Source organism: Negadavirga shengliensis, assembly GCF_042652345.1.
Taxonomy (GTDB): domain Bacteria; phylum Bacteroidota; class Bacteroidia; order Cytophagales; family Cyclobacteriaceae; genus Negadavirga; species Negadavirga shengliensis.
The window spans coordinates 251,777-274,419 of record NZ_JBHSJJ010000002.1; the positions used below are offsets into that span (position 1 = coordinate 251,777).

The following is a 22,643-nucleotide window of genomic DNA, read 5'->3' on the forward strand; positions in this document are numbered from 1 at the left end:
TCCTGTTCATAAACAACCTAACAATTCCACGTATTCAGTATCATTCTGCTCACACACCCAATTTCTCAATCTGGTCATCATAGTGTCTTTTACTTCACGGTATTCCGCCAATTCTGCCAGGTTACGCATTTCATGGGGATCATTTTGTAGGTCATACAATTCCACCATTGGCCGTGAACGGAATTGACGATACCGCTTTAAGGGATCTGCACCTGTTTTCCTCCAGGATTCAAGCACCCGGTAGCCGCATATTACTGCCCTGTTATCGGGGCGTTGCGTCATTCGAATGGTAAACTGCGAACTGTAGTTTGCATTGATAATAAGCTTATACCTTCCATTCCTGACACTGCGGATCGGATAGCGATTTGCTTCCTGAACGCCGAGATTCGTATAGGCCGCATACAGGTATTCATGATGGAGGTTCTCTCCTTTCCCAACGATGTGCGGAAGGATACTTTTGCCATCCAAGTCAACAGGAGACCGACCTTCCGCCAGTTCAATTATCGTGGGCAAAATATCCGTCAAACTAACAAGAACGTCTGACTGTCTCCCTGGATCGTTTATTCCCTTCCACTTGACGATAAAAGGAACATGCAAGGCTTTTTCATACAGTGTCCACTTGCCGAATGGTAACCCAGGCCCATGATCACTGGTATATATAATCATGGAATTTTCGATGAAGCCGCCTTTCTCCAGCCAATACAGACTGGTTCCTATTTCGTAATCCAAATTTTCCACATTGTCATAATACCCGGCCGTAAGCATTCTGGTCTCTTTCGTGTCGGGCATCCAGGGCTTTGGGGTAATCTTCGAATGTGCTACTCCGCTTTTTTTGTTGAAATACGGTTCGTGTGGACTGTAATATCCCACGATCAGGCAAAAGGGGGTATCGCCTACTGTTTCCAAAAAATGAGGTATTTCGTGCTTTTCTATATATTCAAATGGAAAAGATTCTTTAGGAGCGACGTGTACTTTTCCCGCCAAAACTACTCTGTATCCCAAAGGCATAAGGTAATGGGGAAGTGTGGTGATTTCCGGTTTGATCCCGCCATGATTTTGATGACATCCATTTCTGTACGGATAAAGGCCCGTATAAATAGCAGACCTAGAGGGTGTACATACAGAGGCTGGGGCAAAAGCACGCTTAAATGTCACACCTTCCCGGGAAAGTTGGTCCAATACGGGTGTGGATACATCCATATTCCCGCTGAAGCCCACATCATCAGCTCCATGGTCATCAGACAAAAGTATAACAAAGTTTGGCCTCACAGCATCATTGGCGAGCGTAGGACCGGTCAAACTAAATAAAATGATCAGAAAGAAATTCAAAATCATTCCTTTCCGGTGTCCATATTTACTATATTCAGGTTTTGCATCTATCATGTTTTCCTTTGAATTGTTCGAGAATGAAAAAGAATTGGATTATAACAAGTATAACAGAATCCATCATTTTCCAACCGGATCCATTCTCCATTTTAGCCAACCAAGCCATAAATAAACTCTCAAGATCGTGTTGGATAAAAGAATATCAGATCAGTCCGACTATTCCGGACTGGAAGTATCCAGTCCGGAGATAATTACTGCTCATCAGATTCCTACATTTCTTCAATTACAATACTTAGTTGTATCCGGGGTTTTGGATGAGGTCATTTGTCGTACGTTCGATCTGGGACAGGGGAATCGGCCGCAACAAATGAAATTCACGGAGTTGGTTGGCAGCAGCTGCTCTTTCATTCCGTAGTAGCGTCCTTTCTATCAACTTATTGGTACGTTTTAGATCGTTCCATCTTTGGTCTTCCCCACAAAGTTCGCGGGCGCGTTCATCCAATAAATCGTCTATTGTGATCGATGTCATTTCCATTGCGGCCTCGCTTCCAGGCACAGCGGCCCTTCTTCTGACAATATTGATGTGCCTGAGTGCTTCAGAAGGATTGTTAAGTCCCAAATACGCCTCAGCCGCAAGCAAATGGGTTTCGGCAAGCCGGAATACAAATTGGTCTCTTGTTCCCATGTCATCCCCATAGGGAAGATCCGCTTCAAAAAACTTCCATATTGGAGGAAACTGGTTTGTTTTGCCGGCATTCATATAGTATTCCTCCCAATTTACCACGATATAATCGGCAGCATCGATGCGGTCCTGTGACCAGGGTTCGTCCCATCTTGGGAAGTAAAGAACAGTATCCCCAACGGATTTGCTCCCTTGGTCTATAGTGGCGTAAAACACCCTCAAAAAGGTAACGTCATAACGCTCGTCATTTTCCACATCAAACAAGGTATGCAGATACCTGGAAGGAACAAATCGTGCTTGCTGACGGTTATACACGCTGTTCCTGTCCATCCCCTCCAGGTTTTCAATACCTGCCCCAAAAATAGAATGAGCGTTGCTTCCCGCTCCATTCACTACCGTGTTATTGCTATATTGAACAGAAAATATGATTTCATCATTTACCTCATTACCCTGTTGAAAAACCTCTCTAAAAGTGTCGAGTAGCCGATAATTGCCCGAATTAATGATCGACTCTGCCAGTTCAACAGCACGCTGAAAGTCCGTTCCTTCCGCAAAACCCTTATATGCACGGGTCAAATAAACCTTCGACAAGAGGTGTTGAGCAGCACCTTTGGTAACCCTCCCGTAATCCCCCTGTACTCCTGGCAACACATCAACCGCTTGTGTAAGATCCGCTAAGATCTGACGGTATATCTCCTGCTCAGGAATCCTTTCAGCAGTTGTCACCACCGAAGTAATCTCATCCAGGACAAGGGGAATGTCACCGAATTGTTCCACCAGATAGAAGTAGTACATGGCCCTCAAAAACTTCACTTCTCCCAGTCTTATGGTTTTGGTCGCTTCATTCATATCCACATTTGCTGCACGTTCAATAGCCGTATTGGCCACTCCAATTGCGGAGTATAACAATTTCCAATAAGTGTCAAATGCCTCTGACTGGACGTTCAGGCCTTGGGGAGAATATTCGTTCATCCCAAACAGCCCGCCTAAATCCGGATGGCCGCTTTGGGTAAAAATGTCAGTACCAAGCAACACCAGTTCACGCTCCTTGTGAATATTCCTTAAGGAAGCATAATTTGCTTTTACCAAGTCTTCAAACCCTTGCTCGTCCACGTAATAGTTATCCGTGGTCCTGTCCGACACCATGTTTTCGTCCAAGAGGCCACTACAGGATATACAGATCAAGAGAATTCCGCATAAACCCCAAACTATATATGTTTTTTTCTTCATTGTCTTCATGATTTTAGTCTTTTGGATTTAGAAAGAAACGTTTACGCCTAAAAGATATACCGCGGAACTAATCCCCATGTTAAATGTATTTTGTTCAGCCCATTCTGGATCAAATCCTTCGTATTTGGTAAAAACTATAGGATTATTAGCTGTCGCATACACCCTTAGGTTCGACATTTTCATCCTTTCTTTGATTCTATTTGGAAAGGAATACCCCAACGTCACATTCTGAACCCGGACAAATGACACATCCGTGTAAGCTTTCAACTCTTCGAATACCCTGCCTCCTGTTCTATTAGGTGCCGGCCATGAATTGGATGGATTGGTTTCTGTCCAAAAATCAACATCAAGCTTGTTATACCTGCCGTTCCATTCTCTGCCAAAATTGTCGGTGTGGAACCTGCTCCTCACCATCGCCCCTTGCTGGGTATACAGCATGAAGGAAAAGTCCAGGTTATTAAAAATAAAGGTATTGGTCATCCCACCAAGCCATTTTGGGAGAGGGCTGCCCAGGATGGTTCTATCACCGTCTGCGGTAATGGAACCATCATTGTTGAGGTCTTTTACTTTTACATTCCCCGGCAAAAAACCATAAGAGTCAGCCACTTCGGATTCATCAAGTTGCCAAATTCCATCGAAAACGTAATCATACCAAACCCTAATGGGTTGGCCTATAAACCAAAGGTTTCCAAGGTCATCTTGGTCATCACCATAAAGTTCAAGTATTTCATTGTGGTTTCTGGCAAAGGTCAAGTCAGTTCTCCAGGAGAACTTGTTGGACTGTATATTGACGGTATTGAGAGAAAGCTCAATGCCCCGATTCAGGGTAGACCCTATGTTTCCAACAACTGACTCAAATCCGGTATGTGGAGGAAGTACGCGGTTTAGGATCAAATCATCGGTCGTCCTTTTGTATAATTCGAAAGAACCTCCTAACCTATTGTCAAAAAGACCAAAATCAACCCCGAAATTAATTTCTTTGCTTTTCTCCCATGTCAAGGCCCTGTTGGCTATAGCTGCCGGGGCAAAACCCACAGCAGGTTGGCCAGCCCAATCGTAGACGGTAGACCGGATAGAGGCTTGTGTGGAATAGGGGCTGACAGCGTCGTTTCCTACCAAACCATAACTCAGGCGCAACTTTAAATTCGAAATCACATTCAAGTCCTGAAGAAATGCCTCATCCCCTAATCTCCAAGCCACAGCGGCAGAGGGAAAAAACGCCCATTCATGACCTTCCGCGAGTTTAGACGACCCATCCCATCTACCGGTAAAGGTGAGCTGGTATTTATCGTGGTAGGTATAGTTGAACCTCCCCATATAAGACAGTAATGCCCATTCCTGTAAATAGCTCGAAATACCCACAATATTTGACGCAGAGCCTGTGTTGTACCAAAAGGAATCAAAGGGAAGCTCCATAACATTCTGTTCTGCCCCTTCATTTCTGTTCACCACCACGCTGTTGGCCAATATGCCATTGAAAGAATGGTTTCCGGTGGTTTTATTATAGGAAAGTATATTATCAAGGGTGTAAGACATATTTAGCTGGCTTCTGTAATCAGCCCGCCCGTTTCTATTGCCGGTATTGGCCTTAGAATACCTTCCTGTAAATGTCCCGTTTCTGATACTTTCCAGATAGGGGGCAAAAACGGTTTTGAAAGACAGGCCTTCCAGTGGCATCAATTCCAGGTATATGTTTCCGAATAGCCTGAAGTTCCGGAACTCGTTCTTCACGTTTGGTGGATCAAATAATGCGTTGGGTGTTTGGCTGTCGCTTGTCGTCGGCCAAAAAAGAAGTTCTCCATTTTCATCGTACGCATCTCCGGTAGGCCTGAGTCTATACGCTGAGCGCAAAGCTTCATTGGACCCTTGGTCCTGAAGGCTATAAGAGAAATAGGTGGAAACTCCCGCCTTTATCCAATTGTTGATATTGGCATCTATATTGGCCTTTAAATTGAATCGCTCAAATTTTTCTTCCGGCACATTGCCTTCTTCACTCAGATAACCCGCAGAAAAAAAATGGCGGGTGTTTTCATTGCCACCGGATAGAGAAATGTTGTGATTGGTTTGCAAACCATTTTTTAACAAAAGCTCAATCCAATCCGTATAGGTGCCATTGGCAACATTTTGCTGCTCTTTTTCGTCTAAAAACCTTCCTGAACCATTTTTGACGGATTCATCAAAATATTCCACAAACCTGGGTCCACCCATCATATTTGGAAGATTTACTGGACTCTTTATTCCTGCATATCCATCATAAGAGATCACATTCCTTCCCGACTTACCCTGCTTAGTGGTGACGATGACCACCCCGTTCGAACCTCTGGAACCATAAATTGCCGTAGCCGAAGCATCTTTGAGAATATCAATTTGCTCTATGTCAGCCGGATTTAACGCATTCAAAGACCCTCCCATGACGCCATCAATAACCACCAAAGGCGCGTTGTTCCCTCCGATTGAACTGAGACCCCGGATATCTATATTGAAGTCGTCGCCGGGTTTGCCGTTTACCTTTTGGACATTGACACCTGAGACTTGTCCCTGAATGGCTTGCGCGGGAAGAATTGGCGCCATTCTTACAATACGGTCATTGTCTACAGAGCCAACTGCTCCGGTCAAATCACTCTTTTTTATTTCTCCGTACCCAATCACGACAACCTCTTCTAAAGAAGCCATATCCTCTAAGAGGACAATGTTAATTACATTTCTCGATCCTATATTAACCTTTTGAGTCTGATACCCTATAAAAGAAATTACCAACACCCCTTCTTCAGAAACTTCCAACGAAAAACCGCCATCGATATCCGTGACAGTACCTATACTGGTACCTTCTAAGACGACAGTTACGCCCGGAATCGGCTCCCCTTTTTCGTCCATAACTTTACCGGTTATAGGGAAATCTTCTGACTGACTAATCTGAACGGCCAGGTTGTTGGTCAATGCTTTTTTTACATGGATATTAAAATCCACCTGTTTAAAACTGAGATCGGCCTGACGGGCCAGGTCCAGTAATACCTGGTATAAACTTTCTTCTTGAGAAATGATACTTACACGGGCAACATCCCTCAACTCTTTATTGGTGAAAACAAAATTATATCCTGTCAATTTTTCCAATTCACGGAATGCCCTATCTATCGTTACATCCTCAAGGGAGAGGGATACCTCCACTTCCTCAATGTTTTTTACCTGGGCATTTCCGTTCCATGCCAGGAGCAAACTCATGGTTGCGCATTGGAACAGAAAGGCAATGGAAAATAATTTGGTCATGTGCAATACATGCTTAAGTATTGTTTTTTTCATATCTTTGAATGGTTTGTTTAGGCTATCGCCAATTGTTTAAACAGACTTTCCGCCGGCGCAGAGATGACAGTCTCTGTCGCCGGATTTAAACAGGCCATGGGTGCGCCAACATCCGTGGCCTTGTTTTTTGGTAATGAGGGGTATTACATAGGCAGAAACGGGTTTATGATGATGAATCAAATTTCAGGGTAACCTGGTCTTTTGCGATCTGGAAATCAAACCGGGTCGAATAACTCAGGCCTTCCAAAACACGTTTTAACGTTTGGTCCACAAACCTACCGGAAAGCAGTACGCCCCGATCCGGCTTGTTGAGTACTTCTATCTTGACTCCATACCAGTTTTCCAGTACCCTTATGGCCTCTTCCATCGGAGTTTGGTCAAACAGGATGGTCTTCCTGGTCCAGGCCAGTACCTTCTCTTCCTGAAAATCATGTTTCTTGTGTATTCTTTTTTCCACTTCCACTTGTAATGCCTCACCGGGATTTAGTTCGACTTGTTGTTTTTCTTCAAAATCCAACACCACTTTTACCTTTCCCGAGAGCAGGGCAATGTCATGGCTTTCATTTTCGTACGCGGTGATATTAAAAGACGTACCCAGGGCGGTGGTAGCGATGGGGCCCGTCCGCACAATAAAAGGCCGCAGGCTGTCTTTCGCCACTTCAAAGTACGCCTCCCCCACCAAATACAACTCCCGTTTGTCACTCTCGAAATTTCTGACGTATCGTAATTTACTACCCGAATTGAGTATCACCTTGGATCCATCCTGTAGCGTCAGGTTGGATTTCACTCCGGGAGGGGCTACATGTTCTTCATATTCCACAATTACTTCCTTAAACTCTTCGTGATGCTGTTGGGTCAAGTTGAACAAAAGTCCCAGGATAAAGGCCAAAATCAAAATGGCAGCTATCCGGTAAAATTGGTGGTCACGCTGATATGAACTCCTCGACGCTTTTGCATAACGCCTGATGGTACTCTCTGAACTCAACGGTACCACTCTCCTTTCGGCACTTTTCTTACCCCGGTCACTTATGGCTTTGGATATATGGGACCAGGTATCTTCTATCCGTTTTTCACTGACTTCAGCAACATCTCTGGACAAGTTCAGTAAAGTCTTTCTGGCCAATTCCACCTCCTTGTATTTGTCCGGATTTTTCTCCAAAAAACCTTCCCAATAAGCTTTGGCTTCTTCATCGGGAGAAAGCACCCAGCTTTGGAATTCCGGATCCAAAATAAAATCTTCGACGGTATATTCGGACTTGCTCATAAATAACGGCTTTCATTTATATAAGCCCCGAACCTCCCGCAGTTATCCTTGATTTTTGATCTTTTTTTTCCTTCTCAAAAAAACAGGTTTAAAAAATAGAAGTGTCAAGTCAAATATGATATTTCGGGGTATTGTAAAACTGCTGGTTTCCGAGAATCTTTGGTTGTCCAGTAGAGTAGAGCCGTCAGGAAACGTAACTCCTGACGTGCCCCCTCTTCAAACCGTACGTGCAGTTTTCCCGTATACGGCTTTCCTAAGAACTTCTTCTGAAGCTTTCACAGCTTATTCAAACCAAGAGAGTATTTTGTCGGGTCTATCAGTCCGTATCTGGCGGTCAAGACCTCAAAGGCTTGTTGTCCGTAAAGCCTGCTCTTTCTTTGGCTCTTTCGGTTGTAGTAGCGGTAAAGACTTGTGGACAGAAAATACCGGAGCCTTCTTTTTGCCATTTTGGTATAACTTACCTTTGGTATTTCAAAATAGTTGAGCCATCCCCTGAGCATGGCATTCAGGTCTTCTGACACTTTCTCGGCTGAGCTGTACCCGTGTGTTTTCAGGTATCCGTGGATTTTCTCCCTGATTTTCTGTTCTGCCCTTTTGCTTGGAAAAGCCTCCCAGTACCGTCTGCCCTTAACAAAAAGGTCTCTGCTGTACCTGACCGTGAAGCCAAGAAAGTCAAAGCTCTTCTTACGTGCATCGATATGGTGGGTCTTTTCGGCATTGAGGGCCAATCCCATTCTTTCAGGGAGATTTTCCAGTTTAGCCTTCACTTCCACGGGCAGGCTTCTGCCCATCAGGACAAAGTCGTCCGCATATCTCACTATCTTTACTCCGTACCTGTGAAACAGACTTCTTGTATTGTTGACTATCTTGTCCAGAAGATGCAGGTAGATGTTGGCCGGAAGGGGATATTGTCCCACCCTGAGGTGTTCCCATCTTTTGCTCCTTCCCGCCTTTGAACTGCCCGTCCTCGAATACCGGCACCTTTAGCCATCCCTTTATCAGGTCCAGCATACGGGGGGCCATTATCCGTAACTTCAGCGCTGTCATGAGCTTTTCATGGGAAATGGTGTCAAAGTATCTGCTCAGGTCTGCGTCAAAAACTTCCGTCTTGCCGTTCGCCAAGTTTTCCCTTATCATCCTCATGGCCCCCTTTGCATCCCTTTTGGGCCTGAATCCGTGTGAGCTTTCCTCAAAGTCTGCTTCGAAAATAGGTTCAAGGATCATTTTGCGAACGGTCTGGACTATCCTGTCCTTGATAGTAGGAATGCCCAGAGGTCTCATACCTCCATTGGCCTTGGGAATCATCACCCTTTTCACGGCCTTTGGTCTGTAGGTACGCTTCCTCAGCTCTTCCCCTATCTCCGTGAGATAGGCATCGATGCCATAGGCCTCTATGTCCTTTAGACCCGCCCCGTCTATGCCGGGCGAGCCTGCGTTTGCCCTGACCTTTTTCCATGCTTCCCGAAGCATGTACGGAATGAACATTTTGTCGTACAGTACATAAAACCTGTATCCCTTTTCCTGTTTGGCTTTTTGATATAGTTTTCCCTGTAAGGCCGAAACCCTTTCCGCATCGGGAATTTCGCTGCGACGCCTTTTTATCAGCTCCAGCTGTTCCCCTGCTCCGATTTTCTTAATGATGGTTCATCAATTTTATCCGGTTTTGTCCCCTGAAAACATTATCCTTAGCAATGTCCCTTCGCTAACCACGCTTTTACCTTTCCGTGGGTCAGGCACTACTATGGACATCTCCGACTCCCTCGGCCGGTCGGGACGCGACCGCCGTTAGGGGATCCCACTGCCTGCCCCGAATATCGGGGTTCATGTGCAACCTTGTCCCGCACGCAACCCCATAATACTCCGGGTATCCACCGACGTGCATGTTGCCGTTGCTTCCGTAGGTGTGGCAAGCTTCACCATATCCGAGAGGATGGCCAATACCAAAGCGTAACGAAGCTTGACTGGAACAGCTTACGGGACCGTTCTGTCTGAGCTTCACAGTGTTTGTTTCCGCCCAAAGTGTCAGACGAACTTCAACCCGAACGGCAAATTTAATTGGCAAGAACTTTCATCTCACTAGGTTTACTAATATATATACACACGCCTCGTGGCGCACCGAATTTCACTGACCCGCCTGCCGGCGAGGCACGGTTGACACGGATTTCATGAAATGATTCAGGTTGCTGAATCGTCTCCCTAAATGATAATTTCAACCATACTATCCCCATCCTCCGCGCTAATTCGTGGACAAAAATTCGTCGGAACCCCGAAACACCCAATGCCGCATAACCGATAAAAAACTTCGCCAAATCTCCCCATACCTTTCCCGCTTCGTTCATGGCTGGAAACCTTATTTTTCCGTCCATAGACCGAAAAGATATGTTGCCTGTCAGCTTAAGTATTCCTGTTGTTTAGCCATGTCGGTTTAGGTCCAATGGTATTTCCAGTATGTTCCCACTGTCTCCCCATTCTCCGCCCATGCTGAGTAGGGTTTGAGGGCATGCTGCGTTCTCTCTGAGTAGATTCAAATCAGTGTTTTATCCGTGTTTTATCCGTGTTTAACCCGTATATACATTTACGTTAAAGCACAGATTACCCTTTGTTGATCCGGGTTCGGGCTGACGGTGCGGGCATTCTGTGTTAGGGGTAGGGGCAGGTGGAAGATATTGTCATTGGTAGGCCTAATCCTACTTTTTCATATTAAATCGAACAAAAAAAAAGCTCTCTTGGAACTCAAACTCCCTGTAAGTCCCATAGGAACGAACGATCTGATAACTGTAGGTTTCAAGCGAGGCTGGGTTAATACATTACCATATCAAAATGTCGTATCGACGATATTATAATAGATCTGTTTTTTAAGCAGGCCTTAACTATTATGATGCTATTCCCGCAAGAAGAAAAACCAGCATCAAAACCGACTTTTTCAAGTTTGATAGGGCTTTCCAGGCCAAGGTATAAACCGAACGGAGGTTGATGCCCATCAGCTTGGCGGTGTCCTCATAAGAAAAGTTCTCAAAGAATAAATACTGGATGACCTCGTTTTGCCTCACGGGAAGTTCATTCAGCGCCCTGGCCAATTTCTTTTGGAGCAACTCTTCCCTTTGGATATTAACGAGCTTGGTTTCTACGCTTTCCAAGTATTGGGGAAGTCCTTCTATGGCTTTCAGTTGCCTGGCATTCCACCTGTTCAAGCGCTTTTTCTCTTTATTGATCTTATTGGAAAGGGACTTAAAAAGGTACAACTTAACGTTATCGGTCTTTTTTACATTTTCGCGATACTTCCACAAATCGATGAAAAGTTCCTGAACGCAATCCTGCACAAAATCAGGGTCGCCGGTAATGGATATTCCCAGTTGGAATAAAGTCTTGCTATATACCCTATACAACCGTTCCAGCGCATACTCGTCCCCGGATTTGAGTGCCATCCAGAGTTCCTCGGCACTGCTCTCCTGGCTTAAAATTTTTGAGACCGACTCACGGGTCATACAAGGTTATTTGGGTTAGATCATAGTTGTTTCATAATTATAATGAAAAAAAATAACAAGACCAAATTTAATGTTACACAAAGGGTAAAAAACAAGATATAGCGTAAAAAAAATGCTTTTCATCTCCCAACAACGGCATAAACCTTTCATTTCCCATAAATAACCTTGTGAAATTGACATGGCTAAAATAATCATTAGACACACAGGCCTGCCTGCCGAAGGGCAGTACGGCCCGCAGGCAGGGCAATGCCCCGAAAACTTTCGGGGTTTGTCATCGTCCCGAAAGCTCTCGGGACCATCTGACCATTGAAAAACAAAATATAAACAGATGAAATCAAGCATGACGAGGTCGTCACACAGTGGGATGCCCCGATAGCCCCGATAGCTATCGGGGAAAACATGCGAGATTCCATGCCTGCATGCTGAAGTACATTAGGGCACGCAAGCATGTGACCGCTGAAAAGAAAATATAAACACATGAAATGAAAAGTCTGACGACTTTTATGACTGTAAAAATAGTTGTTTCACTATATTGTGATATCATACTTAACTACCGAATATTATTAATGCACTCCACGGTTTCTGTGGTCCCCGTAGCGGCTTTTGACGGTCCGTTTTAACGGTATCTGCATGCCATCGGTATCCTCCAGCCAATCATAAACGTCATGCGCCAACTCCTGGATTAATTCCTGATGCTCCTGGCTTTCTATCAGGTTGTTCATCTCATACGGGTCTTCCAAAAGATCGTAAAACTCGTTGGTATCCCAGATGCCGTGGTAGCGGATATACTTGTACCGGTCCGTTCTCACGCCGTGCATGGTAGGCGTATGGGGAAAATCATACTCCCAGTAGTATTCATAATAAATCCTATCCCGCCATTCCACTTCTTCTCCTTTCAACAGGGGAATGAAAGAAAATCCATGCATATAATCCGGTTTTTCCAGTCCTGCCATTTCCAGGACAGTTGGGGCGATATCGATGTTCTGAACCATTTTTTCTATGGTTTTACCCCCTGGGAAAATCTCAGGGCACCGGGCCAGGAAAGGCACCTTTACCGATTCCTCATAAAAATGTCGCTTATCGATCAATCCATGTTCGCCAAATGAAAAACCATTGTCACCCATATATATTACCAGGGTGGATTCGGCTTCACCGATTTCGTCGAGATAATCCAGTACAGCACCTATACTTTCATCCACGCCAAGAAGGGTCTCACAATACCTTCTATAGAAATCAGCAAAGTCTATTTTACCATGATACATATAATCCACACCATGCCATCCTTCCCTTTGCATTTTTTGCCAGTCGGGCATTCTGCCTTCCCCATAATAGTCCTCTCCGGAATAAGGCTCCGGGGTCGGCCCTTCCCGCATCAGGGTTTGGCTTCCATCCCTTCTTTTGCCGGTCACATCTTGCGCAGAAGTATTGAAGGAAGGCGGGATGACCAATTCCTTATTTTCATATTCCTTGAAATGTCTTTTGGCAGGGGCAAATTCTGCATGAACGGCTTTGTGAGAAAGATACAGAAAATAAGGCTTGTCACTGTTCCGCTGTTTTAGCCAATCCAGCGCGTGTTCGGTCAAAAGATCTGTAATGTAGGTGCTGTCCCCATAACTTACCCTTTCACCGTTGATATTCAAAGTAGGGTTGTAATAGACGCCCTGGCCGCGGAAACTCTCCCAATGGTCAAAGCCCGGCCGGGGATCGTCTTCATCATTCCCCATATGCCACTTGCCAAAAAAAGCGGTTTCATAGCCGGCATTTTGTAAATATTGCGGGAAAAACACCAGGTCCTCCGGAACAGGGGCCACATTGTCCACTACGGTGTGACTGTGGGAAAACAGCCCTGTGAGGATGGAAGCCCGGCTGGGAGAACAAAGTGAAGTGGTGACAAATGCATTGGGAAAATGGGCACCTTCGGCCGCCATCCTGTCCATATTGGGGGTTTCCAGCCAAGGGATTTTCCCTGTGAACCCCATGAAATCAAAACGGTGATCGTCGCTGAGAATAAAAATGACGTTTCTGGGCTTTTCACCGTTCCGGAGGTCTTTCAGGCTAAGGGTTTTCCTGGGATCAGCCGCATCTGTTCCTTCCTCTCGCGATTGACATGAAAACAATCCCAAGGGTATCACTAAGGTCAAAACAAGAATTAAATTGATCTTTTTCATCTATATATGGTGGTGATTTGCGGTTTTGACTTTAAGATAATTGGAAAACGGGCGAATTACAAGCGGGTACGGAACTAAACAAAAAAGACATGCCTGTTACTTCTTTAGGCATGTCTTTTGACTACTAGAAGGGCAAGCCCATTAGATCACTTATGCTTTGATCTCATTGAGGATATCTTTGGCACCGTCTACACTGCTGTGAAGCGCCTTTTTTACTGAATTAACTGTTTCGTCACCGATTTCCTTGGCAGCATCAATAGCAGCAACTATAGCATCCTTCGCGGCACCCACAGTGTCGCCACCTACTTGTTTAACACCATTGACAGCACCTTTTACGGCTTCCACCGCCACCTCGGATACGTCCTCTCCCAAGTCCTTGCCCGCTTCTACGGCTTTGCGGACGCTGCCCTGGACAGCATCTTTTTGGCTCACACCGGAGTCCATTGCTCCCTGGATGGTGCCGTTTACGATTCCCTTTACTGAGTTGACCACGGATACGCCTATATCCGCCACGCCGGATATAGCGCCGGAAACAATGGAGGCCGGTACCTGAAGCCCTTTAACTACCAGTTCACCGGTACCCTTAAGTGTTGTAACCGTTACATCTTTAACGGTTTTGGCCACTACGCTGCCTGTATCGGCCGAACCTTTCAAAGTGGCTTTAACGCCTCCCTTAATGCCATTCACAACATTTGAAATAATTGGAACTCCCATAATCGCTGTATTTTAGGTTAAAATAAATTTAACCTAATATAATAATAGAAATTTTAAAAAATGAATTTTTAAATGAAATTTTATGAAATTAAAGCGCATTTTATAAAAAAGTAGCAACAATACATTTTATAAAAAAACACTTCCAATTGTGCTTCGACAATTATTGAGGTTCATTTCTTGACCATAACCCCTATGCTTCCATGATCGACAGGAGGAGAAAGGCTGATTTCTCCGGCGGCTATTTCTTCTACGGCCAGCCATTCCCCAGTGGTGGCATCAATCCAGGACAATTCAAAATTTCCCGATGCCTCAGCCATGTTCAACGACACCTCCCCTTCTTGTGGAAAAAACACAATATATTTTTCACCTGCCTTGGCAGCCACATAAGCTTCATTTGGAGACAAATCAGTCAAAAGTTCCATTTGAGGCTCAACTTCCCACATCTTAACTTTTTCTTCAACTTTACGAATGGTTTTGATGGCATTGATGGACAACTCACTCATGCCGAGTCCATGGGGTGGGCGGTGGAACCTGCTGGAAGCAAACCCTCCCAAAATATTCCTGAAAAAAGTATCAAACGCGTGCTTGGTGGTCATGCCCCTGAACAACCATGCCTCATGAGCATCACTGCCGTAAATCTTGGTGCTGTTGACGGGTCTGGGATTTTTTTTGATATAATCAAACACATACTGGGCGTTGTCCCAGTTTTCTTGTCCGGTTTTATGGCTGTTTTGGGCAATATCTATGAAATCATACCTCCCAGGATGGTCCAGGGTCCGCTTGTGCATGCGAGAAGTGACGTCCCAATCGTCCCACATCTCGGTGATATAAATCCGTTCTTCCGCCGCTATTTCCTTCACAAAACCTGCCCAATAGACCGCCCATTCTTCCATACCGCTGGTTTCATTATCTATACAGTAAAGTACATTGCCGTATTTCAAGGAAATTGACAGTAATTTTCGCACGAAAGCCTGCTGGTAAGCCAACAGAACTTCGTTATTGTCCAAGTCTGGAACGGTAAAGAAAAACGGCTGTTTATTACTTCCCGGGTGATCCGGATAGATGCTGTCCAACCTTGCTTCATCATAGGTATAATTGATGTTGTTTTTTGGATTATAAGGGTCCGTGATCCATTCGTCTCTGGAATGATCAAACCTGTCCCATATTTCTATCTGGACAATGATATCGCGCTCTTCTGCCCATTTAAGGAGGTTTTCAAAACTTTCCCAGTAACGCTCATTCCATTTATCAAGATCGTATTTCCCCGCTTCATTTTGGGCAAAGGCACGTAAGTCGCCCGTGTCACGGTCACTCATCGTATTTCGGACATAATTTCCGCCGATAGCCTGCAAGCTGTCCAAATGGGATTTCAGGTTTTTGTTCTGAAACAGATTGTCATTATCGGTAGCCCCCAGCAAAAGGACGGGCTGGCTTTTATATTCCCAATAATAGGGATTGTCCGCCCAAGGTTTAATAAATACATCCACCAGTTCCTCCTGCTGGTGAGCCGGATTGCAGGAAAATCCCGCGAAACCGATGAGTAGGATAAACGGGTATAATAAACATTTAGACAACCTTGTATTTCCTTGTTCCATAATTATAAAGTGGTTAAAATGATTCTTCTATACCTTGTCATGGCAGGTTGTCCATTATCAGTGACTTCTGCAATGATATGGATTTTTTCACCTTTGGGTAATTCTGGCATTTTAAATGAAGCCTTGGCCCCTTGATTTTCCATTTCAAACCTGATAGGCTCAGATGCCCGGAAAATTTCATCATATACAAACCAATGAAATTCCAATGCGTCCCCATCCGGGTCTGAACTTTGGGAGGCGTCCAGGACTACACGCTCACCTGCTTTGGCTTCCAGTTCCAAAGGAAAAGTACTTTTACCGCCATTGATGATCACCACAGGATTGTGATTGGCTTCCGCGAAAGACATGGTGGCCCATTTTACCCTTGCCATAAAATCCCGTTGAAAAGCAGATCGCCAGCGGGCCACGGTATGCCTTTCATTGAGCTTTCCTTCAAGGAAATCCGGCACATCAATATATAAATGGTTGTTCAACCAACGGTACCTGCCTCCCCACCCTCCATATTCCGGTTTTTCAGGAACGTTCAATCCATTCTCCAATAAACCCAAAAATGAGGGTGTGTCACCTTCCTTCATACCATCGGTGCCATGTCCGTGCAATTGGTATTTTTCGCTCAAAGGTCCGTTTCCATGAATCTCCGTCCTCACCCAGTCTCCATCCTGCATACTCACGTCACCGGTCATATACATGCCCCTGAAAGCAGACAGTTCCCTAACACCTGCAAAACCGTACCAAGCAAAACCATTGGCAATAAATTTCACATCTTTGAACTCTTTAAGCATATAATCCCTGTGACCGTCCTGGTCACCAATGGCATGCACCTGTATTTTTTTACAGAAAGCCTCCAACTGCTCGCTATTTCTATTTTCTTTTACTTTCCACAAGGCTTGGGCCAACTCACGAAGCCCTCCCCATACGGCAATGTGCACCGTGTGGTCCGTCCCATCAATCACCTGGATAATATGGTCGGAAGCTTCCGTATCATGGCCCTCACCTAGGGATTTATGGTCCCCCTGTCCATTTTTGACCAAGCGTTCAAGTTGATCCGGGTCAGGAAAATCTTGGGAATGGAGCAAGAGATTTGGGTATACTTCCCGGTATGCCTGTAGCTGTGAATGGATGATTTCCGGCTTGGTATCCTGTCCGTGTCCGAGCCTGCTTGTTGCACACAAGCCTTTGATATCAAAATGGTCGGCATAATACAGAAACCTGGCAAGGCTCTGCTCATCATCCGTATCCCCACCGATATCGGTCAGTACAATGATTTGCGGTTTGTCCTGGGCCAAAGACAAAAGAGGCAAGCCAAATACCCATAATGCCCATAAAAAGAAGTGTTTCTGCATATTCCCGCTTGGTTATATTTTTACACTGAAAAAAACAAGGTATTGCGGCAGCAACCTGGGACACATCGTGTTTAACGGCAAGAGTTGGCACCTTTCATGAAACAGATCCCAGCAGCTAATTTTCATCCTCAACCGCCAAAACCCAATCGGACGTATAGGGTGCGCTAAAGACATGATCCCCATTCTCTTTAATACCCAATTCAATCTCTTCATAGCTTTTTCTGGCGTCCACTGCAACTACTTTTTTGGGTCCCCCTACCAGATTATACTTTATTTTTCTGGTTTCTTCCTTATAATAAACCAGCAACTCGTTCCCGCTTCTCAAACCAAATCCATCACTTAGTGAATTATCTACTTCCATATCACTGCGAAACCTGTTTTTATCGGCCCAAAACACAAAGAAGCATTTGATTTGCTCTTTATTGCCATACCTGCCGTCACCATCCAAATTGCCCCAGATTGCACCAATTCCACCTGCCATGGTGTGCTGCCACAGACCCCGACGGGTTTCCTCTTCATTATAATCTTTTTCCGGCCACTTGCTTGGAGGATTGTTTCTTACCCTGTACCTGTCCCCTGAAAATGAGGGCTTCTGAGGCCTTGCCTGCTTCATTGCTACCAAATCATCATACCAGGGTTTGTGGTATTCGTAGTCGGAGAAGTCAAGGCCTTCGTATATTTGGTCCAATTTGTTTTTGGATGCCCTGGCAGCCAGCAGGTGGTTCCAATCCGGTTTGCTCCAAAGATAGTCACGCCATGTTTTCAGCTCCTCTTCCGAAACCCATTCCCATAGATCAAATCCGTATCCCAACATCCAACCTTTTACAGGGCCCAGCTTTTCCGCAATTTGATCCAGCAGCTGCCGTTCCTGAAGGCCCATGATCCCATCCCGGCTGCTTTTGGAAGTCCAGCCACGCTCGGCATCCCCCCACATCCATAGGTAGGTGGATCCACCTGCCTGATATACTTTCCGAATGATCATTTCAAGCTTTTCAAAAGTCCGGGCGTCAGGAACAGAATCTGCAGCTGTCACCCTGTTATCTTCAATATGAAACCACCTTCCAAAGACGGGAACATGGACCCCGTTGAAACCATGTCCCTCCATAAATTCCGCTACGAAGAAATCCATGTCTGTCTCGCTGATCTCATGCAGGCCTTTGCCCAAAACATCGATCATCATATAATTTGGAACAAAGGCTTTGCCTGTTCCTGTCCAGATAAATTTATCCTTGTAAGTCCCCACTTCCCCCCTGTCTTGGGACCACAGATGCCCCCCAAAAAACAACATCGGGATAATCAGGAATAGGAAAAGTTTGTTGGGAAACATGGGCATCTTCATAAACCAAAATCAATCACGGGTCCATCCTCAAAGATTGCCAACTCACCATTTTCCAATCGCCAGCAATTTCCACATAGACATTGGTGTATTTTAATCGCAGGTTATTCGGACTGCCGTCAGGATGCTTCCGGTAATAGGTGCAGATCCCATTTATTATGGCGGTATTGTCATATATCCTTATTTCGGCATCATCAATCGAAATATCATCATAGGCCCTGCTGCCATCGGCTATTGATTTGATGTAACTTTCTTTGGTATCTACTTCACCATTGGAATGTAAATAATAAAGGTCATCAGCCATCACCGCTTCTAGATGGCTCACATCTCTATCTACAATGGCTTTAAATCTTTTTTGTTCTATGCTGAGTATATCCTCCTTGGAAGTACTGTTTTGTGTGCCGGGACCTGCACATTGGCAAAAACCCAATATGATTAAGCATAAAAATGCATATTTGAACATGATTTGCATAGGTTATTTTAATAGTATTTAATCAAATACCCATCGGAATTCCCAGTTTAGGCTTCCGTTGTGTTCTTAAAACCGGAAAGGCGGAAAAACCAGATGGTGATTTGCCGGCTAAAGCTCCGACTGTATGGTAATTACCTAAATAATCTCTTTATTAACAAGAATTCCAACATAATTGAGGGCAAGGAGATCCGCTTCACTTTTGCTAAAGAAAGTGGATTTATGTAACTTCGCTGGCAACAGCACCTCTAAATCTCAAATTAACCGGACTCTTGAAATTGCCAGAAAAACTATATTTTGATGACGACGGCGTGATTCCCAACAGCCACCGCCCCCTTTTGCTGTACCGGGATGTTTTCTCCCATACCGGAGAGCAGGCCGCGGAATGGTTGGAATCAAAATTTTCATCCAACAACTGGACAAACGGCTGGCGGTGGGGTGTTTATCCTTTCCATCACTATCACAGCAATACCCATGAAGTCCTGGGCGTGTTCAAAGGATCCGCTTTACTGCTTCTTGGAGGGGACAATGGAAAAGAGGTGCAGGTAAACGCCGGAGATGTCATCATCATCCCCGCGGGCGTGGCACACAAATGTTTATCACATACTAACGGTTTCACTGTGGTAGGGGCTTATCCTAACGGCTTAAAACCCGACATGAGGAAAGGCGAAGCCGGAGAACGCCCACAAGCGGATAAGCAAATAGCTGCAGTGCCGGTCCCGGAAACGGATCCATTATATGGGACAGAAGCAGGCTTGGTCACCATTTGGAAATAAAAATCCGCTTTCTATTTACCCCAAGCAAGAAAAGAAACCAGATACAGCATGACTACCAGAAGAAATTTTATAGAAAAAAGTTTAAAAATCACAGCAGCTGCTGGAATGGCCCCTGTTATCCCAACACTTCATGCCGCAGGCAGCTTTTCGGAAAAACCTTCTCATATGGATCAACCTAAAAAAACATCCCCCCTTGGCAATCACTTCCGTCCTTCCCAATCCTATGGGCTGGGAGGCGTGGCGATAGGAAACGGGTTCCGCCCCACTACAGATGAACAAGCCCAAGAAGCCATGGAAGCAGCATGGGATGCGGGCGTAAGGCTTTTTGACACTTCACCCTGGTATGGGCTGGGCCTGAGTGAAAGGCGCTTTGGCAGGTTTCTGCACAACCAGAAACGGGAAGATTATATCTTGTCCACCAAAACAGGCCGCCTGCTAAAAGCCGCCAATAAACCTCCCAAGACGGCTACCTGGAATACCCCTTCCCCCTTTGATTATGAATATGACTACAGTGCGGAGGGCACACGCAGATCCATAGAAGACAGCCTGCAACGCATGGGGATTGAAAGCATAGACATCGTGTTCATTCACGATCTCTCCCCGGACAATGGGGACATGAAAGAAAACTGGACGGAATTCTTTAAGGTGGCCGAAAAAGGCGCCATGAAGGAGCTTACCAGAATGCGTGAAGAAGGATTGATCAAAGCCTGGGGCTTGGGAGTGAACAGAATTGAGCCGATCCTAAAAACCATTGAGGTAGCGGACCCCGATATTTTTCTTTCGGCCACGCAATATTCCCTCATGTACCACGAAGGTGCGCTGAACCGGTTATTCCCCATCTGCGACGAAAGAGATATTTCCATCATAGTGGGGGCACCCCTCAACGCCGGCTTTCTGGCGGGAATCGACCGCTATGATTATTGGGGTAAAATCCCTGAGGGCTTTATGGAGAAGAGGGAACAAATGAGCAAAATCGCCGAAAAACATGGGACAGACCTGAGGACAGCCGCATTGCAGTTTTCTGCGGCTCCGGCCACCGTATCCGCTGTGATTCCGGGAACCCGTTATGCCCATCAGGCAAAGGAGAACGTGGAATCCATGAAAGTAAAAATCCCGGCAGCGTTCTGGGAAGAACTCAAGGAAAGAAAGCTGATCGCTTCACACGCTCCTACTCCTTCATGAAGAGCAGAAAAGATTTTGTTCCCACCCAAAGAAGCGTCACTTGATCAAGCCCTTGTCAGATCTTTCCTTTTGATCCACAAAATAAGGCTGGAAAGAATATGAAGAATGCCTGGCCCAAGGAGCGTTCGTCTTTGGTAAATGCTTTTTAATCTCTTCTTTAATGTTCAGGTATTTTTCGTCGTCCCACAAATTATACCATTCATTGGGGTCGTTTGCATGATCATAGAATTCCTCCGTTCCGTCTTCGTATTGAATATAACGGTACCTTTTCGTCCTGATCGCATGATTCTTCATCCCATACGTGGTCAAGGCCATCCATTCCCTTTCAGCATCAGTACCTTTCAACAAAGGAACCAAGCTCGTTCCCTCATTGAAGTTGTTTTTGGGCAATGAAGCGAGTTCAACCAAAGTCGGATAAATTGAAAGAAGTTCCACGGGTTCATCGACCACCTTTCCGCCCGGAATACCAGGTCCCGAAAAGATAAGGGGCGATTTGGTGGCTTCTTCCCATAAGGCGTGTTTTGCGAACGTTCCTTTTTCGCCCAATCTATAACCGTGGTCAGACCATAATACCACAATCGTGTTGTCCGCATAAGGACTGTTTTCCAAAGCTTCCAACAACTTGCCCACCTGGGCATCCACAAAGCTGATACAGGCCAAATAACCCTGTATGATATATTTCCAGTTGTCGGTTTCTATTGCCCAATCTGTAGTGGGCATCATGGGTAAGTCATTGATTTTTAAGGCTACCTGCGGCACATCTTCCAAATCGTCCGGTTTATAGGGAGGCATTTCAAGTGTTTCAACAGGATGTAGGTCAAACCACTGCTGCGGCACATACCAAGGTGCATGGGGCCTCAAAAAGCCTACTGCCAGAAAAAACGGGCGGTCATAATCCCTTTTTAGCCTTTCAGCTGCCCACTGCGCAGACTGGTAATCCGGCATCAGCGAATCGGCCATAGGATATGCGCCCCAATCGGTTCCTGTTCTCCCATAGTTGTCGCCTGCGAATCCTTCCCAAACAAATCTTTTTTCAGGCGTTGGCCCAAATCCCCTGACCCTTCCCCCTGAATCATGAAACTGCCCCTTAGGAGCATGTTCATGAAACAATTTCCCTATCCCCATGGTGTGATATCCTTCCTTTTTGAAATATTCAGGAAGGAAAACAACGTCTTTGGTAGCGGCATTGTCGTGAACGATTTTTTCATCGTCAATCATCCCATAAATCCCCGTAGTGGACGGACGGAGTCCACTCATCAAAGAGGCCCTGGATGGACCACAAAGCGGGGCCTGACAATGGGCGTTCTCAAAAAGAACGCCCATTTGGGCCAACCGGTCTATGTTCGGGGTTTTGGTTTGACCATGCATTCCCATGGAGCCTATCCAGCTGTTAAGGTCATCAATGGCTATAAATAAAATATTGGGACCCGTTTTTGAAGTTTCAGGAGGATTGACACCCTGGCTAAACCCTGACGAGGTGGCGACAACAACAAATACGACAGCCAAAATGGTCTGATAGCCGACAAAATTATTCTTGATTAAATTCATAAATGATTTTTTCATTTAACGTTTACTCCATCATGATACGGATTTTATTCCGTTGGAAATCTATTTGGAACTGCAGCCTATAAAGTATTGAATCCGTTCAATCCATGGAGTTTACAACTATCCCAAATAGAAAAAAGGCAAGGATTTTCTTAACAATTAGAATGTTAGGACGCTAAAGCAATCCTCCAGACTCCAGCATCCTTCCATACACTTCCCAATGCTTCTCCA

16 protein-coding genes are annotated in these 22,643 nt (G+C 45.3%); 2 read left to right on the forward strand and 14 right to left on the reverse strand.

Features of this window, described 5'->3' with window-relative positions; all coding sequences use genetic code 11:
- Nucleotides 1-6 precede the first annotated feature (6 nt).
- From ACFPFU_RS04060 to ACFPFU_RS04120, 13 genes are all read right to left on the reverse strand, one after another.
- Entirely contained in the window at nucleotides 7-1,383 is a 1,377-nt protein-coding gene (locus ACFPFU_RS04060) for a sulfatase family protein (RefSeq protein ID WP_377061775.1), read from the reverse strand.
- Nucleotides 1,384-1,618: 235 nt separating this feature from the next.
- The gene (locus tag ACFPFU_RS04065) at nucleotides 1,619-3,238 is read right to left on the reverse strand and encodes a RagB/SusD family nutrient uptake outer membrane protein (RefSeq protein WP_377061777.1); all 1,620 of its coding nucleotides are present in this window, start codon (nucleotides 3,236-3,238) and stop codon (nucleotides 1,619-1,621) included.
- 27 nt (nucleotides 3,239-3,265) lie between these two features.
- Complete coding sequence (locus ACFPFU_RS04070) at nucleotides 3,266-6,535, reverse strand: SusC/RagA family TonB-linked outer membrane protein (RefSeq protein WP_377061779.1); 3,270 nt, start codon at nucleotides 6,533-6,535, stop codon at nucleotides 3,266-3,268.
- Between the two features lie 163 nt (nucleotides 6,536-6,698).
- Nucleotides 6,699-7,799: a FecR family protein gene (locus ACFPFU_RS04075; protein ID WP_377061781.1), complete on the reverse strand. Its 1,101-nt coding sequence runs from the start codon at nucleotides 7,797-7,799 to the stop codon at nucleotides 6,699-6,701.
- A gap of 275 nt (nucleotides 7,800-8,074) precedes the next feature.
- Entirely contained in the window at nucleotides 8,075-8,674 is a 600-nt protein-coding gene (locus tag ACFPFU_RS04080; protein ID WP_377062237.1) for a group II intron maturase-specific domain-containing protein, read from the reverse strand.
- Complete coding sequence (locus ACFPFU_RS04085; RefSeq protein ID WP_377061783.1) at nucleotides 8,556-9,269, reverse strand: reverse transcriptase domain-containing protein; 714 nt, start codon at nucleotides 9,267-9,269, stop codon at nucleotides 8,556-8,558. The genes ACFPFU_RS04080 and ACFPFU_RS04085 overlap by 119 nt, the downstream gene beginning before the upstream one ends.
- 1,403 nt (nucleotides 9,270-10,672) lie before the next feature.
- Nucleotides 10,673-11,284 (reverse strand): RNA polymerase sigma factor, encoded by a 612-nt coding sequence (locus ACFPFU_RS04090; RefSeq protein ID WP_377061785.1) that lies wholly within the window; start codon nucleotides 11,282-11,284, stop codon nucleotides 10,673-10,675.
- A gap of 563 nt (nucleotides 11,285-11,847) precedes the next feature.
- On the reverse strand, nucleotides 11,848-13,452 hold the full coding sequence (locus ACFPFU_RS04095) for a sulfatase family protein (RefSeq protein WP_377061787.1): 1,605 nt from the start codon (nucleotides 13,450-13,452) through the stop codon (nucleotides 11,848-11,850).
- 150 nt (nucleotides 13,453-13,602) lie between these two features.
- Nucleotides 13,603-14,166, reverse strand: coding sequence for a hypothetical protein (locus ACFPFU_RS04100; protein ID WP_377061789.1), 564 nt, complete (start codon nucleotides 14,164-14,166; stop codon nucleotides 13,603-13,605).
- Nucleotides 14,167-14,336: 170 nt separating this feature from the next.
- Complete coding sequence (locus tag ACFPFU_RS04105) at nucleotides 14,337-15,761, reverse strand: putative collagen-binding domain-containing protein (protein ID WP_377061791.1); 1,425 nt, start codon at nucleotides 15,759-15,761, stop codon at nucleotides 14,337-14,339.
- A gap of 2 nt (nucleotides 15,762-15,763) precedes the next feature.
- Nucleotides 15,764-17,104, reverse strand: coding sequence for a nucleoside hydrolase-like domain-containing protein (locus ACFPFU_RS04110; protein WP_377061793.1), 1,341 nt, complete (start codon nucleotides 17,102-17,104; stop codon nucleotides 15,764-15,766).
- 115 nt (nucleotides 17,105-17,219) lie between these two features.
- Entirely contained in the window at nucleotides 17,220-18,431 is a 1,212-nt protein-coding gene (locus ACFPFU_RS04115) for a hypothetical protein (RefSeq protein ID WP_377061795.1), read from the reverse strand.
- Nucleotides 18,432-18,456: 25 nt separating this feature from the next.
- Nucleotides 18,457-18,903 (reverse strand): nuclear transport factor 2 family protein, encoded by a 447-nt coding sequence (locus tag ACFPFU_RS04120; protein ID WP_377061797.1) that lies wholly within the window; start codon nucleotides 18,901-18,903, stop codon nucleotides 18,457-18,459.
- Nucleotides 18,904-19,187: 284 nt separating this feature from the next.
- Between ACFPFU_RS04120 and ACFPFU_RS04125 the strand changes: the two genes are divergently transcribed.
- Nucleotides 19,188-19,685 carry a cupin domain-containing protein gene (locus ACFPFU_RS04125; protein WP_377061799.1) on the forward strand — a complete coding sequence of 166 codons (498 nt, stop codon included), beginning with the start codon at nucleotides 19,188-19,190 and terminating at the stop codon, nucleotides 19,683-19,685.
- A 48-nt stretch (nucleotides 19,686-19,733) separates the two neighbouring features.
- A complete protein-coding gene (locus ACFPFU_RS04130; protein ID WP_377061801.1) occupies nucleotides 19,734-20,867 on the forward strand; it encodes an aldo/keto reductase in 1,134 nt (377 codons plus the stop codon).
- Between the two features lie 36 nt (nucleotides 20,868-20,903).
- Here ACFPFU_RS04130 and ACFPFU_RS04135 read toward each other — a convergent pair whose 3' ends face one another.
- Entirely contained in the window at nucleotides 20,904-22,415 is a 1,512-nt protein-coding gene (locus ACFPFU_RS04135) for a sulfatase (RefSeq protein WP_377061803.1), read from the reverse strand.
- Nucleotides 22,416-22,643: the final 228 nt, after the last annotated feature.